Source organism: Streptomyces himastatinicus ATCC 53653, from assembly GCF_000158915.1.
Classification (GTDB): Bacteria; Actinomycetota; Actinomycetes; order Streptomycetales; family Streptomycetaceae; genus Streptomyces; species Streptomyces himastatinicus.
In genome coordinates this window covers 9861114-9875282 of the sequence record NZ_GG657754.1, presented here as the reverse complement: position 1 = coordinate 9875282, position 14169 = coordinate 9861114, and the positions used below count along the sequence as shown (strand labels likewise).

Genomic DNA, 14169 nt, shown 5'->3' with positions numbered 1-14169 from the left:
CGTCGAGGTCGCGCAGCTCGGCCGCCACCGCCGCGTCCAGGGCGAGGGCCTCCGCGGTGCCGCGGCAGCGGGCGGAGGGTGAGGTGAACGTCACATCGTGGCGCGGCAGGGCGCCCGCGGCCTCCCGGGCCCGCCGTGCGGCGGCCGCGTCCGGCGGGGCGTCGTCGAAACGCACCTGCCGCAGGGCCGCGTTGACCGCGGGTGCCAGCAGGGTGATACGCACCGCCTTGTCTCCCTATTACGTGGCATCCGCCCCCGTGGGGGCTCCGATTCCGGCGACCGCGCCGTAGCGGGGGCCGGGTGTCGCGCGCTACGGTCTCATGGAAAACGCCGGTGTGACGGAAGTCCGGTGAGAACCCGGCACGGTCGCGCCACTGTGTGTCCGGCGGATACGTCCCGTGAGAGCGGGCCGCCCGGCGGGCGAGTCAGACCCGGCACCGTCGTACGAGTACCAACAAACGGGACGCGTGTTCCCAGGAGGTCGCCATGGCTCAGTCCGCCGTTCCCGCACCCAGCTCGCAGCCGGTGCCGGAGATCACCCCCATCTCGCTGAAGGCGATCGCCCCGTGGGCGCTGTTCTTCGGCGTCCTCATGCTGATCCTCCTGTACTTCGTCGGCGCCGAGCAGGGCGCCACCGCGGTCGTCTCCGGTGAGAACGTGCACGAGTGGGTGCACGACGGGCGCCATCTGCTCGGTTTCCCCTGCCACTGACACTGCCTGCACCCACCGCATCGGCTTCAGCTGTACAACAGGGGAATCGACACACCATGAACTCCATATCCGTCCGGGCGCTGCTCGTCCGGGGCATGCTCGCGGGTCTCGCCGCCGGGCTGCTCGCGCTCGTCGTGGCGTATCTGCTGGGCGAGCCGCGCGTGGACGCGGCCATCGCGTACGAGGAATCGCACAGCCATGAACACGGCGGCGTCGAACTCGTCAGCCGCACCATGCAGTCCACCGCCGGTCTGGCCACCGGGGTGCTGATCTACGGCGTCGCGCTCGGCGGCATCGCCGCCCTTGTCGTCGCTTACGCCCTCGGGCGCGTCGGCCGGTTCGGCCCGCGGGCCACCGCCGTGCTGGTGTCGCTCGGCGCGCTGGTGTCCGTCTATGTGGTGCCGTTCCTGAAGTACCCGGCCAACCCTCCGGCCGTGGGCGATCCGTCGACCCTCGACCAGCGCACCACGCTGTACTTCCTGATGGTGGTGCTCAGTGTGCTGCTGACGGTCGCCGCGGTGATCCTCGGCAAGCGGCTGGCGCCGCGGCTGGGCAACTGGAACGCCACCGTGGCCGCTTCGGTCGCCTTCCTCGTGGTGATCGGGCCGGCGTACGCGTTCCTGCCCTCGTTCAACGAGGTGCCCCACGGCTTCCCGGCCACCCTGCTGTGGCAGTTCCGGCTGTCGGCGCTGGCCGTCCAGGCGACCCTGTGGGGATCCTTCGGGCTGTTCTTCGGGTATCTGGCCGAGCGGCTGATCGCCCCGCGCCCGGCTGTGGCGCCGAGCGCTCCGGCGAAGGCGGGCGTCGCCCACTGACCGTCCCGCCCGCCCGATCCGCACTTGTCGCCAGAGTCCAGCAGGATCAGATCCGCGCCCGCCTCCAGGACCGGCGGGATCTGGTCCAGGGTGTCGACCTCCACCTCGATCGGCAGGTCAGGGAACTCGGCGGCGGCCCGAAAGCGTCCTCCGGATCCGCCGAGGACGCCCCCGGGTATCCGCGAACGGTGAGCAACTGCGGCCAGAAGGTCCGCATCACCGCACCGCCCCGGCAGGCGGTGTCGCTCAACCAGGGGTCGACGGAGGTCCTGCTCTCGCTGGGGCTCGCCGACCGGATGTCGGCCACCGCCACCTGGACCGACCCCGTCCTGCCCGGGCTGCGCAAGGCGAACACCACCGTGCCCCGGCTCGCCGACAACGCGCCCTCCTTCGAGAAGGTGCTCGACAAGGAGCCGGACTTCGTCTCCGCGTCCTTCGTATCCACCCTCGGCAAGGGCGGGGTGGCCACCCGTGAGCAGTTCGAGAAGCTCGGCGTGCCCACGTACGTCTCCCCCGCCGACTGCACGAAGGACAACAGCGGGGACGGCGACGGCAGCCGCACCACCCCGCTGACCATGGACGACGTCTACGGCGAGATCCGCGACCTGTCCCAGGTCTTCGGCGTGGACAAGCGCGGCGACGCGCTCGTCGGCAAGCTCAAGGCCCGGGTCACGAAGGCCACCAAGGGCGTCGACGCGTCCGGCACCTCGGTGCTCTACTGGTTCGCCAACTCCGAATCCCCCTATATGGCGGGCTGTTGCGGCGCCCCCGGCGCCATCACCCACGCGGTGGGCGCGAAGAACGTCTTCGACGACGCCCATGAGGAATGGCCGCAGATCAACTGGGAGACGGTGGCCGAACGCAACCCGGACGTCCTGGTGATCGGCGACCTCTCCCGGAAGCAGGAGTCGGCCGAGACCGCCGCGAAGAAGATAGCGTTCCTGGAGTCCAACCCGGTCACCCGGTCGATGGACGCCGTGCGCCACAAGCGCTACGTCCTGCTCAGCGGGCAGGCCATGAATCCGTCGATCCGTACGGTCGACGGCATCGAGAAGGTGGCCGACGCGCTGCGCCGCTTCGGTCTCGACCGATGACCGATGTGCCCCGTACGGCCTCCGTCCGCGTACGACGGCTGCGGTACCCGGCGCTGTGGGCGGCCGGGGCGGTGGCGCTGCCGCTGTCGATCGCCTTCGCCATCACGATCGGCCCGGCCGATATCCGGGTCGGCGATGTATGGGCCTCGGTCGCGTCCCACCTGGGCTGGGGCAGTACCGGGCTGACGCCGATCCGCGACGGCATCGTATGGGAGCTGCGGCTGCCGCGAACCCTGCTCGCCGCGGTGTGCGGGGCCGGGCTCGCGGTGTGCGGGGTGGTGATGCAGTCGCTGCTGCGCAACCCGCTGGCCGACCCGTTCGTCCTGGGTGTTTCCTCGGGCGCGTCCACCGGCGCGGTCGCGGTGGTGGTGCTGGGGGCCGGTGGCGGGGCGGTGTCCGTCTCGGCCGGCGCCTTCGCGGGCGCGGTGGTGTCGTTCGCGCTGGTGCTGGTGCTCAGCCAGGTGCTGGGCGCCACGACGGACCGGGTGGTGCTGTCCGGGGTGGCCGCGATGCAGCTGTTCTCGGCGCTGACCTCGTTCGTCGTGATGACGGCGGCGGACGCGGAGCAGACCCGCGGCGTGCTGTTCTGGCTGCTCGGCTCGCTCGGAGGCGTGGGCTGGGCCGAGGTGTGGGCCGGGCTCGTGGTGCTGGCCGTGACGCTGCTGGTGTGCGGGTTGCACGCCCACGCGCTGGACGCGTTCGCGTTCGGCCAGGACGCGGCGGCCACCCTGGGCGTACGGGTCGCCCGCACCCGGATCGTGCTGCTGACCGTCACCGCGCTGCTGACCGCGACGCTGGTCAGCTCGGCGGGGGCGATCGGCTTCGTCGGGCTGGTGCTTCCGCACGCCGCCCGCGCCCTGGTGGGCTCCGGGCACGCCCGGCTGCTGCCGGTGACGGCGCTGACCGGGGCGGTGTTCCTGGTGTGGGTCGACACCCTGGCGCGTACCGTGCTCGACCCGCAGGAGGTGCCGGTGGGCGTGGTCACCTCGCTGATCGGCGTACCGGCCTTCGTCCTGGTCCTCTACCGCACCCGGAAGGCGGGCACGGCATGACCGGGGCCGCGGGCACCGGAACCGGGCTGCGCGCGGAGCGCGTGGCGCGCGCCGCGGGCGGGCGGCTGATCGTGGACGGGGTGAGCCTCGCCCCGGCGCCGGGGTCGTGCGTCGGGCTGCTCGGGCCGAACGGCTCGGGCAAGTCGACGCTGCTGCGGCTGCTGGCCGGAGTGCTGGCCCCCGCCTCGGGTGTGGTCACGCTCGACGGCCGCCCGCTGGCGGAGCTGCACCGCAGGGCGGCCGCCCGCCGGATCGCGGTGGTCGAGCAGGATGCCGCCACCCAGTCCGAGCTGACCGTGCGCGAGGTGGTGGGCCTGGGCCGCATCCCGCACCGCCGCCCCTGGTCGGGGACCTCGGCGGAGGACGAGGAGGCGGTACGCCACGCCCTGGAGCGGACCGGGCTCGCGGACCGGGCCGAGCAGTCGTGGCACACCCTCTCCGGCGGGGAGCGCCAGCGCGCCCAGATCGCCCGCGCCCTCGCGCAGGCGCCCCGGGAGCTGCTGCTGGACGAGCCGACCAACCACCTCGACATCCAGCACCAGCTCGATCTGCTGGCACTCGTCGCGGACCTGCCGGTCACCACCGTGATCGCACTGCACGATCTGAACCTGGCAGCGATGTACTGCGACACGCTGCTGGTGCTGCGGGAGGGGCGGGTGGCCGCGGCGGGCGCGCCCGGGGACGTCCTCACCGAGGAGCTGATCGCCGACGTCTACGGGGTGCGCACGGCCGTCACCCCGGACGGCCCCGACGGGCGCCCGCACATCCGCTTCCTCACCAGGTGACCGGAAGCCGCGGAATCAGCGGAATCACCCGCCAAGCGCACCTGCAGATGCAGCCCCTCCGTATCACCGGGAGAGTCGGGAGTGTCCGACATACCTGACAAGCTGGTTGGGGTGCTGCGGTATGCGTATCACCGGACTTGGCCATGCGGGACTCTTCATCGAAACCGAGGCGGGATCGGTCCTGTGCGACCCCTGGGTGAACCCCGCCTTCTTCGGCTCGTGGTTCCCGTTCCCGGACAACACGGACCTGGACTGGGCGCACTACGGGCGGTCCGCCGACTATCTGTACGTCTCCCATCTGCACCGGGACCACTTCGACGCGCAGAATCTGCGCCGCAACGTGCGCAAGGACATCACGGTGCTGCTGCCCGCCTTCGCCACCGATGAGCTGGAGCGCGAGCTGCGGGCGCTCGGATTCACCCGGTTCCTGCGCACCGAGAGCGGAAAGCCGGTCGAGCGGGACGGCCTGCGCATCATGATCACCGCGCTCACCGGCCCCGGCGACGGCCCCATCGGCGACTCGGCGCTCTCGCTGGACGACGGCAGGACCGTGCTGCTCAACCAGAACGACGCGCATCCGCTGGACATCCCGGCGATCCGCGCGTTCGGTGAGGTCGACGCGTACTTCGTGCAGTTCTCCGGGGCGATCTGGTACCCGATGGTGTACCAGCTGCCGGACTCCGCGAAGCGGGAGTTCGCCGCCCGTAAGCGGCAGGGCCAGTTCGACCGCGCGCTGCGCTACATCGACGCGGTCGAAGCGGCGCACGTCTTCCCCAACGCGGGACCGCCGTGCTTCCTCGACGACGCGCTCTTCGAGTTCAACGGCACCGGTCGCGACGGCGAGTCCATCTTCACCGACCAGCGGGAGTTCCTGGCCCAGCTCGCACAGGAGCGGCCGGGCGTCTCGGCGCATCTGCTGCTGCCGGGCACGGTCGCGGAGCCGGAGGGCACCGCCTGCAAACTCACCCACCGCCACACCGACAAGGAGATCGACCACATCTTCGGCGACAAGCGCACGTATCTGCGCGACTTCGCCCGCCGCCAGCGCCCCGCCCTCGCCGCCGAACGCGCCTCGCGCGCCCCCGCGCTGCCGCGCCACCGGCTGCTGAGCGAGCTGAAGCGGTGGTGGGAACCGCTGTTGGCGCGCGCGGACCATATCTGCGCGGGTGTCGGCGGCCCGGCCCGGCTGGATGTGGGCGAGATCCCGATCGTGGTCGACTTCCCGGCGCGGGAGGTACGGGAGTGGAACGGCGAGCGCTGCCGCTACACGCTGTCCACCACGGGCGACCTGGTGGCCACCAACGTCGCCAAGCGCGAGGTCGACTGGTCCAACAGCCTGCTGCTGTCGATGCGGTTCACCGCGAGCCGCATCGGGCCGTACAACGAGTTCCTGTACGTGTTCTTCAAGTGCCTGTCCATGGAGCGCATCGAGTACGTCGAGAACTACTACGCCTCCGGTGAGGACGACGGCCAGGACATCGAACTCGACGGCTGGCAGATCCAGCGCCGCTGCCCCCATCTCCGCGCCGACCTGGGCCGGTTCGGGAAGATCGAGGGCGATGTGCTCACCTGCACGCTGCACGGCTGGCGCTACGACCTGACCACCGGGCGCTGTCTGACGGCCGACGGCCACGAGCTGCGCGCCACCCGGTGTGAGAATCCATGAGACGAGCGGGGCTCCGGCGCGTATGGGTTCATGAACCCAGCGAAGGAGTCACACATGGCGCGCAGAAGAACCCTCGGCGGTCCGAAGAAGCTGATGCTGCTGGTCGGCGCGGTGGCGCTGGCCGGTACCGGCGCCGGAGTGATGGCGACCAGCAGTAACGCCGGCACCACCAGCTCCCAGAACACGGTCAAGGCGGAGTCCACCGCATGCGACGGACTGGCTCAGGCACTGGCCAACAACGAGAAGTTCATCGCTGACCAGCGAGCGAATCCGGATGCCCAGTCGGACGCCCGGATCGCGAACCGGGAAGCGGTCATCGAGGAGATCAAGCGGAAGCAGCAGGCGTCCGGTTGCGCGGTGGGCTCCGGGGACACCGCGGCCTCCCCCGCCACCTCGTCCTCCCCGGCGGGCGGAGGGGCTGCCGAGGACACGGCGGCTGCCGACGACGCTGCGGCCTCCGGGGACGCCGCCGGTGGCGAGGTCGTCTGCGCGGGCTCGACGGTCACCCTGTCCGGCGAGGACGGGGCACCGGCCGCGTCCAGCAACCAGTTCCCGGCCGGCACCAAGCTCAAGGTGACCAACCTGGACAACGACAAGTCCACGACCGTCTCCGTGACCTCGACCTCGGGCAGCTGCGCCCTGCTCAACAACGCCGCCTTCGAGCAGGTCCGGGATCCGGGAGCCCGGCAAGAACCTGATCCGCAACGCGCGCATCGAGCGCGTGGGCTGAGCGGACGACGCACCGGGGGCCGGGGAATCCACCGGCCCCCGGGCGGCCGATCAACGGCCCTGGTCGGTGGCCTTGCCCCGGCGGGCGGCCACGGCCGCGAGCGCCTGCCAGGCCGCCTCCGGGTGAAGGGTCTCCTCCGGGTCACCGTTGAACGGATCGAGCAGCACGGACTCCGCACCCAGGCGGCGCAGCTCCTCGATGTCGTCCATGACCTGGTCGATCGTGCCCTCACCGGCCGGGCGTTCGGGGCCGGTGACCGGCTCGTCGGTGAGCTTCAGCACCACCCGCGGGGCGAGCCCCGGCACCGGCCGGCCCAGCTCCTCCGCGATGCCCTTCAACCGGTCCAGCGCCTCCCGCAGCCAGTCGAGGGTGAACCAGATCGGATGCCACGCCTGGCCGTGCCGTACCGCCCGGCGCAGTGCGGCGTCACTCATGCCGCCCACCCAGACCGGGATGTCGCCGCTGCGGTAGTCCGCGTCGTCCTCCCAGGCCGTGCGGATCGCCTGGAGGGTTTCGTCGGTCAGCTTTCCGCGCTGCCCGAACTCCACGCCGAGCGCCTCGTACTCCTGCTGCGCCCATCCCACGCCGACGCCGAGGACCAGGCGTCCCCCGCTGAGCTGGTTGAGGTTGGCGGCCATGCGGGCGATGAGGAGCGGGTGCCGGTACGGGGCGACCAGCACGGTGGTGCCCAGCCGCACCCGGTCGGTGATCCCCGCCAGCCAGGACAGGGTGGTGAAGGGCTCGTAGAACGGGGCGGGGTACTGCTCCGCCACATCGGGGGTGACCGCGACGTGGTCCGAGACCATCAGCAGGTCGTACCCCAGCCCCTCCACGGTCCGTGCCCACTGGCGCAGCACATCCGGCCGGGCGCCGGGGCCGAAGTTCGGGACGTTGACTCCTATTTCCATGGGATCACCCTAGGCAGTGATCATGAAGCCGAGGTACACCGGCCCGTTCCCCGCCCCGCACCCCGTCCGCGCCGCTACTCTCGCTCCATGGACGCCACTTGGAACGCTGCCGCGCCAGGAGTGATGCGACTGCCGTCGGGGCGGCTCATCCGCGGCCGGGGGCTGCGCCACCCCCTTCCGGAGGGTCCCGCGCCCGCTTTCGGGCTGTATCTGCTGGGCGATGAGCCGCCCGCGGTTGAGTGGGAGGCCCGCTGGCTGCGCTGGCCCGACTTCCGGCTGCCGTCCGACCGTGCGGAGGCCGCCACCGCGCTGCGCGAGGTGTGGGAGCGGGCCGCGGGCGAACGGGCCGAGGTCGCCTGCGGCGGTGGCCGGGGCCGCACCGGCACGGCGCTGGCCTGCGTCGCGGTGCTGGACGGCGTACCGCCCGGGGACGCGGTGCGGTACGTACGCGAGCACTACGCGGCGCGCGCCGTGGAAACGCCCTGGCAGCGGCGCTATGTCTCACGGTTCGGACAGCCCGCGGTCCGTGGCTGACCGCGCACCGAAACTTCGTTGAGGACCGAAATGAGCGCGGCATAGTGTCAGCGTCATGACCAAAGCGCCGGACACCGGTTACCAAAAGGAATGGCCCGCCGTGGCGGCGGCAGCCGTCACCGTCGTGCTGTGGGCCTCGGCCTTCGTCTCCATCCGCAGTGCGGGCTCGGCCTATTCACCCGGCGCCCTGGCGCTCGGGCGGCTGGCCGCCGGGACGGTGGCGCTGGGCGCGATCAGCCTGATACGGCGGGTGGGGTGGCCGCCGCGCGCCGCCTGGCCGGGAATCGCCTGCTCGGGTTTTCTGTGGTTCGGCGTCTACATGGTGGCGCTCAACTGGGGTGAGCAGCAGGTCGACGCGGGCACGGCCGCGATGGTCGTCAACATCGGCCCGATCCTGATCGCGCTGCTGAGCAGCAGGCTGCTGGGCGAGGGGCTGCCGCGTCCGCTGCTGTGGGGGATGGCGGTGTCCTTCGGCGGCGCGGTGGTCGTGGGGCTCTCGATGTCCGGCTCGGGCGGCTCCTCCGTACTCGGTGTGCTGCTGTGCTTGGTGGCCGCGGTGACGTACGCGAGCGGTGTCGTCTCCCAGAAACCGGCGCTGCGGCACGGCGGAGCGCTCCAGGTGACCACGTTCGGCTGTCTGATCGGGACGGTGACCTGTCTGCCGTTCGCCGGGACGCTGGTGTCGGAGGCCGCGCACGCCCCGCTGTCCGCGACGCTCAACATGGTCTACCTCGGTCTGTTCCCGACCGCGCTCGCCTTCACCACCTGGGCCTTCGCCCTGGCCCGCACCACCGCGGGCCGGATGGGAGCCACCACCTATGTGGTGCCGGCCCTGGTGGTGCTGATGTCCTGGCTGGTGCTGGACGAGGTGCCGGGCGCGATGACGCTCGCGGGCGGCGCCCTGTGCCTGGCCGGGGTCGCGGTCTCCCGCCGCCGTCCGCGCCCGGCGCGCTCGACGGTCGTGGCCACCGGCAGTCCGACAGCCCGGGAGACATCTCCGGCCGACTAGCCTCATACCGGAATCAATCACCCGCCCCGGAGGGGTGTCCCGCCGATCACGCGGACACCCCTTTAACAGCTTCGGGCGTGGCACCGGCGTGATCCAGCCGTTGTACCCGGGATCGCTTGGCACACTTTTTCGCCCGAATCCGATCACTCCTAGCCCGATATGGTCAAGGTGTGACCGGTATCGCAGGGAAGAATCCGTCCTGCCACGGATGAGTGCGATGCGCGAGGGTACCCATCGGCTCATGGACACAAACGAGCAAAGCTTGCTCACGCCCGATCTGCCGCCCGTGGTCGACGTACCGGATCTGACGTTCCCCAGCGGACGTCGCACCGAGAAGTCCCCGGGCCCGGCGGAGCGGAACGGCGAAAAGGAATCCCCCGCGGCCTCCTCCACCCCCCAGCAGCGGCCCCTCGCGGCGTAAAACCCGGCAACTCGGGCACTCAGCAGGCATGCGTCTCGCAGTGCTCGACATAGGTTCACGTTCCGTTCACCTGAAGATTGCCGACCTCGTTCCGGGCGGACCGCCCGAGCCGGTGGCCACGCTCAAGCAGCCGGTCCATCTGGCCGAGGCGACCGATCGCCACGGGGTGATCAGCCAGGACGCCATCCGCCGCCTGGTCGGAGCCGTGACCGAGAGCGAAGCGGTCGTGGCCGCACACCAAGTCGACGACCTGGTGCCCCTGGCGACCTCCGCGGTGCGCGACGCAGCCAACCGGAACACCGTCCTCGCCGCGATCGAGGACGCCACCGGTGTCCGCGTGCGCTTCTTCAGCGGCGAGGAAGAGGCGCGTCTGACCTTCCTGGCCGCGCGCGGCTGGCACGGCTGGTCGGCCGGTCAGATGCTGCTGCTCGACATCGGCGGCGGCTCGATGGAGCTGGCCTGCGGCAGCCGTACGGAACCCGCGGTGGCGCTCTCACTGCCGCTCGGGGCCGGCCGGCTCACCCGCCATCACCTGCCCGACGAGGCGCCGGTGCACAAGCGGGACGTGGCGCGGCTACGCACGTACGTGCGTTCCGTCCTCATGGAGGCCACGGCCGAGCTGCGCGCCCAGCCGGCCCCCGTGTCCGCGATCGCCACGTCGAAGACCTTCACCCAGCTCGCACGGCTCACCGGAGCCCCCAAGCCGACGGCCGGGGCGCCCGGCCGCAGCACCCTCGCCCGCTCCGATCTGCGGAAGTGGGTTCCCCGGCTGGCGGCCAGATCCGATGCCGAGCGCGCCCGGCTGACGGGCATCTCCGCGTCCCGGGCCCATCAGTCGCTCGCCGGGGCGATCGTGGCGGAGACCGCCATGGAGCTGCTGGACGTGCGGCAGGTCACCATCTGCCCCTGGGCGCTGCGCGAGGGGGTCCTGCTGGACCGGCTGGCCGCGCTCGGTACGCCGCCGCTTCCGGCGGTGGCCGTGCCGAGGGCCCGTAACCACACCCTCCACCGGCTGCACACCGTCTCCTGATCGCCGCGCTGCCGCCCGCCCGATCGCCCCGGGATGATCGGGCGGGCCCGGCGCGTTATGCGGTGCGGTAAGCGTTGTCGACGACGATGGGAACGGATGACATGCCTCTTCAGGGCGAGTACGAGCCGAGCCCGACCCAGTGGGTGCGCAATCAGGTCGAACAGATCGAGAGTTCCGGGGGCACCAAGGGCACGACGATGCGGGGCATGCCCGTCATCCTGCTGACCACGCGCGGGGCGAAGAGCGGGAAGATCCGCAAGACTCCGCTGATGCGGGTGGAGCACGAGGGCAGGTACGCGGCGGTGGCCTCGCTCGGCGGCGCCCCCAAGCACCCCGTCTGGTACTTCAACGTACTGGCCGACCCGCGCGTCGAACTGCGCGACGGGACGGAGCTGTGGGACATGAACGCCCGCGAGGTCACCGGCGAGGAGAAGGCGCAGTGGTGGCGGCGCGCGGTCGAGGCGTACCCGGACTACGCCGACTACCAGGAGAAGACCAAGCGCGAGATCCCCGTCTTCGTCCTGGAGCCCACTGACGCGCCGCACTGAACCCCATGACGCGGTGAGCGGGCGGCCGGGCCGCCCGCTCACCGTGCGACCGCCTCCACCCGGGCATCACACAACCTTCACAGAACCGGGCCCAGCGGGATCATGGTGATATGTGTCCTCGCGACGAGGGAAACCGAAGGTTAGGCTCGGGTGGCACACCTGCACCACGGCACGAAGGAAGTACCTCAGCATGACGACCGCGAACAAGGGCGATCTGTCCCCGATCTACGACAGTCTCATAGCGGAACAGGGCGACGTTCTCGCCGAGGCACGGGAAGCAGCCGAAGAGATTCAGCGGGAGGCCGCCGAGGCCCTCGACTGGAGCCGGATCCGTTCCGCCCAGGGATCCCACCCGCACCAGCAGGGCGAGTGACGAGGGGTCCCGCATCGCCTTGCCCCCAGCGGGCCCTCCGGATACGACAACGACACCAAGCGCGGCCCGGGGCTCCAGCCGTCGGGCCACGCACACCGCGCGAAGGCACCGGACCACCACGCGCAGTGACCTCCCTCTTCGATAAGATCCGGGCGACGCACCGGACTTGATGGCGTCGAACACTTATCGCATGAGGGGAATCTGGTGACTACAGGGGTAGAGACATTCGAGTTTCAGGTCGAGGCGCGCCAGCTCTTGCAGCTGATGATCCATTCGATCTACTCGAACAAGGATGTCTTTCTGCGGGAGCTCATCTCCAACTCCTCCGACGCCCTGGACAAGCTGCGGCTGGAAACCCTCCGGGACGGGGATCTGGAGGCGGACACCTCGGACCTCCATATCGCGTTGGAGGTCGACAAGGAGCAGCGCACGCTGACCGTGCGCGACAACGGCATCGGGATGTCGCACGATGACGTGGTGCAGCTCATCGGGACGATCGCGAACTCCGGCACCGCGAAATTCCTCAAGGAGCTGAAGGAGTCGCAGGACGCGGCGGCCTCACAGGACCTCATCGGGCAGTTCGGGGTCGGTTTCTACTCCAGCTTCATGGTCGCCGACGAGGTGACGCTGCTGACCAGGCGCGCGGGCGAGGGCCAGGGCACCCGCTGGGTGTCCAGCGGCGAGGGCACCTACACCATCGAGCAGGTCGAGGACGCGCCCCAGGGCACCGCGGTCACGCTGCGGCTCAAGCCCGAGGACGCCGAGGACCATCTCTTCGACTACAGCTCCCCGTGGAAGATCCGCGAAATCGTCAAGCGGTACTCGGACTTCATCACCTGGCCGATCCGGATGGCCGGGGAAAGCGCCGGCAGCTCTTCGGATGAGAGCGGCTCGGATGACGACAGCGCTCCGGAAGACGGCGGCACACCCGAACTCGAGACCATCAACTCGATGAAGGCGTTGTGGGCCCGCCCCCGGGGCGAGGTCACCGACGAGGAATACAACGAGTTCTACAAGCACATCAGCCACGACTGGACCGACCCGCTCGAGACCATCCGCATGCAGGCGGAGGGCACCTTCGAATACCAGTCGCTGCTGTTCATTCCGTCCCGCGCACCGCAGGACCTGTATATGCAGGACCGCAAGCGGGGTGTGCAGCTCTACGTCAAGCGCGTCTTCATCATGGACGACTGCGAAGCGCTCATGCCGGAATATCTGCGCTTCGTGAAGGGCGTCGTGGACGCCGCGGACCTTTCGCTGAATGTCTCGCGCGAGGCCCTTCAGCAGGACCGTCAGATCCAGTTGATGCGCCGCCGGCTGGTCAAGAAGGTGCTGTCGACGGTCAAGGACATGATGTCCGACAACGCCGAGCGGTACGCGACGTTCTGGAAGGAGTTCGGCCGCGTCCTCAAGGAAGGGCTGCTGGGCGACTTCGAGAACCGGGACGCGATCCTGGAGATCTCCTCCTTCGGCTCGACGCACGACGCGGAGCAGCCGACCACGCTCCGGAGTTACGTGGAGCGCATGAAGGAGGGCCAGGAGCACATCTACTACATGACGGGCGAGTCGCGCTCGATCGTGGAGAACTCGCCCCATATGGAGGCCTTCCAGGCCAAGGGGTACGAGGTGCTGGTCCTCACCGACCCCATCGACGAGCTGTGGGTCGACGCCGTCCCCGAGTTCGACGGCAAGCAGCTGCGGTCGGTCGCCAAGGGGCAGGTCGACCTCGATGACGAGGACGAGTCGAGCGAGGGCGGGCCCGAGCGCGAGCAGCAGAAGAAGGACTTCGCCGATCTGCTGTCCTGGATGACGACGACGCTGAACGAGCAGGTCAAGGAGGTGCGGCTGTCCTCCCGTCTCACCACCTCCCCGGCCTGCATCGTCGGCGACACCCACGATGTCACCCCGGCCCTGGAGAACATCTACCGCGCGATGGGGCAGAACGTGCCCCAGATCAAGCGCATCCTGGAGCTGAACCCCACGCATCCGCTGGTCAGCGGGCTGCGTACGGCCCACGGCGAGCGCCCGTTGGACTCCGGCCTCGCGGAGACGGCCGAACTCCTCTACGGGATGGCCCTGCTCGCCGAGGGCGGGGAACTGAGCGACCCGTCGCGCTTCATCAAGCTGATGGCGGGCCGCTTGGAGCAGACGCTGTGAGCCGCGCCCCCGGGCGGGCCCGTACCAGGGCCCGCCCGGGGGTTTTTGCCGGACCGGCAACTTCCCTCCCCCTCCCCCGGGCCGCCACCGCATGATCGTGGCGTTGTCGGCCGCGCGGCGTTGTGGACCGCGCGGCCCTGGCGGCTCAGGGAGGATCCATGCACCACCGGCTGGTCGACGTTCCGGATGCCCGTATCCATGCGGTGGAGGAGGGCTCGGGCCCGCTGGTCCTCCTGCTCCACGGCTTCCCCGAGACATGGCACTCCTGGCGCCATCAGCTCCCCGCGCTCGCCGCGGCCGGCTACCGCGCGGTGGCCATCGACGTCCGCGGCTACG

General features: G+C 70.5%; 15 protein-coding genes and 2 pseudogenes. 15 read left to right on the top strand and 2 right to left on the bottom strand.

Going from position 1 to position 14169, the window contains the following annotated elements; translation table 11 throughout:
• Positions 1-223: pseudogene (locus tag SSOG_RS54440) on the bottom strand (histidine phosphatase family protein); the annotation flags it as partial.
• A 263-nt stretch (positions 224-486) separates the two neighbouring features.
• Here SSOG_RS54440 and SSOG_RS41765 point away from each other — a divergent pair.
• From SSOG_RS41765 to SSOG_RS56955, 7 genes and pseudogenes are all read left to right on the top strand, one after another.
• On the top strand, positions 487-711 hold the full coding sequence (locus SSOG_RS41765) for a CbtB domain-containing protein (protein WP_009720365.1): 225 nt from the start codon (positions 487-489) through the stop codon (positions 709-711).
• A 56-nt stretch (positions 712-767) separates the two neighbouring features.
• Positions 768-1526 (top strand): CbtA family protein, encoded by a 759-nt coding sequence (locus SSOG_RS41760; protein WP_009720364.1) that lies wholly within the window; start codon positions 768-770, stop codon positions 1524-1526.
• A gap of 80 nt (positions 1527-1606) precedes the next feature.
• Positions 1607-2620 carry an ABC transporter substrate-binding protein gene (locus SSOG_RS41755; RefSeq protein WP_009720363.1) on the top strand — a complete coding sequence of 338 codons (1014 nt, stop codon included), beginning with the start codon at positions 1607-1609 and terminating at the stop codon, positions 2618-2620.
• Positions 2617-3672 carry a FecCD family ABC transporter permease gene (locus tag SSOG_RS41750; protein WP_039940014.1) on the top strand — a complete coding sequence of 352 codons (1056 nt, stop codon included), beginning with the start codon at positions 2617-2619 and terminating at the stop codon, positions 3670-3672. The genes SSOG_RS41755 and SSOG_RS41750 overlap by 4 nt, the downstream gene beginning before the upstream one ends.
• Positions 3669-4457 carry an ABC transporter ATP-binding protein gene (locus SSOG_RS41745; protein ID WP_009720361.1) on the top strand — a complete coding sequence of 263 codons (789 nt, stop codon included), beginning with the start codon at positions 3669-3671 and terminating at the stop codon, positions 4455-4457. The genes SSOG_RS41750 and SSOG_RS41745 overlap by 4 nt, the downstream gene beginning before the upstream one ends.
• A gap of 121 nt (positions 4458-4578) precedes the next feature.
• Positions 4579-6123 (top strand): Rieske 2Fe-2S domain-containing protein, encoded by a 1545-nt coding sequence (locus SSOG_RS41740; RefSeq protein ID WP_009720360.1) that lies wholly within the window; start codon positions 4579-4581, stop codon positions 6121-6123.
• 54 nt (positions 6124-6177) lie between these two features.
• Positions 6178-6853: pseudogene (locus SSOG_RS56955) on the top strand (hypothetical protein).
• Between the two features lie 50 nt (positions 6854-6903).
• Here the strand turns inward: SSOG_RS56955 and SSOG_RS41730 are convergent.
• Positions 6904-7761 carry an LLM class flavin-dependent oxidoreductase gene (locus SSOG_RS41730; RefSeq protein ID WP_009720358.1) on the bottom strand — a complete coding sequence of 286 codons (858 nt, stop codon included), beginning with the start codon at positions 7759-7761 and terminating at the stop codon, positions 6904-6906.
• Between the two features lie 87 nt (positions 7762-7848).
• Between SSOG_RS41730 and SSOG_RS41725 the strand changes: the two genes are divergently transcribed.
• From SSOG_RS41725 to SSOG_RS51705, 8 genes are all read left to right on the top strand, one after another.
• Complete coding sequence (locus SSOG_RS41725) at positions 7849-8295, top strand: protein-tyrosine phosphatase family protein (protein ID WP_009720357.1); 447 nt, start codon at positions 7849-7851, stop codon at positions 8293-8295.
• A 55-nt stretch (positions 8296-8350) separates the two neighbouring features.
• Positions 8351-9304, top strand: a complete 954-nt coding sequence (locus SSOG_RS41720) for a DMT family transporter (protein ID WP_009720356.1) — start codon at positions 8351-8353, stop codon at positions 9302-9304.
• A gap of 241 nt (positions 9305-9545) precedes the next feature.
• Positions 9546-9725 (top strand): hypothetical protein, encoded by a 180-nt coding sequence (locus SSOG_RS41715; RefSeq protein WP_154686046.1) that lies wholly within the window; start codon positions 9546-9548, stop codon positions 9723-9725.
• Positions 9726-9753: 28 nt separating this feature from the next.
• Positions 9754-10755, top strand: a complete 1002-nt coding sequence (locus tag SSOG_RS41710) for a Ppx/GppA phosphatase family protein (RefSeq protein ID WP_039940008.1) — start codon at positions 9754-9756, stop codon at positions 10753-10755.
• Between the two features lie 101 nt (positions 10756-10856).
• A complete protein-coding gene (locus tag SSOG_RS41705) occupies positions 10857-11303 on the top strand; it encodes a nitroreductase family deazaflavin-dependent oxidoreductase (protein WP_009720353.1) in 447 nt (148 codons plus the stop codon).
• A gap of 190 nt (positions 11304-11493) precedes the next feature.
• Positions 11494-11676, top strand: a complete 183-nt coding sequence (locus SSOG_RS41700) for a hypothetical protein (protein WP_009720352.1) — start codon at positions 11494-11496, stop codon at positions 11674-11676.
• Positions 11677-11940: 264 nt separating this feature from the next.
• Positions 11941-13833, top strand: a complete 1893-nt coding sequence (gene htpG, locus SSOG_RS41695; RefSeq protein ID WP_245606688.1) for a molecular chaperone HtpG — start codon at positions 11941-11943, stop codon at positions 13831-13833.
• Between the two features lie 158 nt (positions 13834-13991).
• Positions 13992-14169, top strand: a 178-nt coding sequence (locus tag SSOG_RS51705; protein ID WP_154686138.1) for an alpha/beta fold hydrolase, incomplete at its 3' end; no start/stop codon positions are given.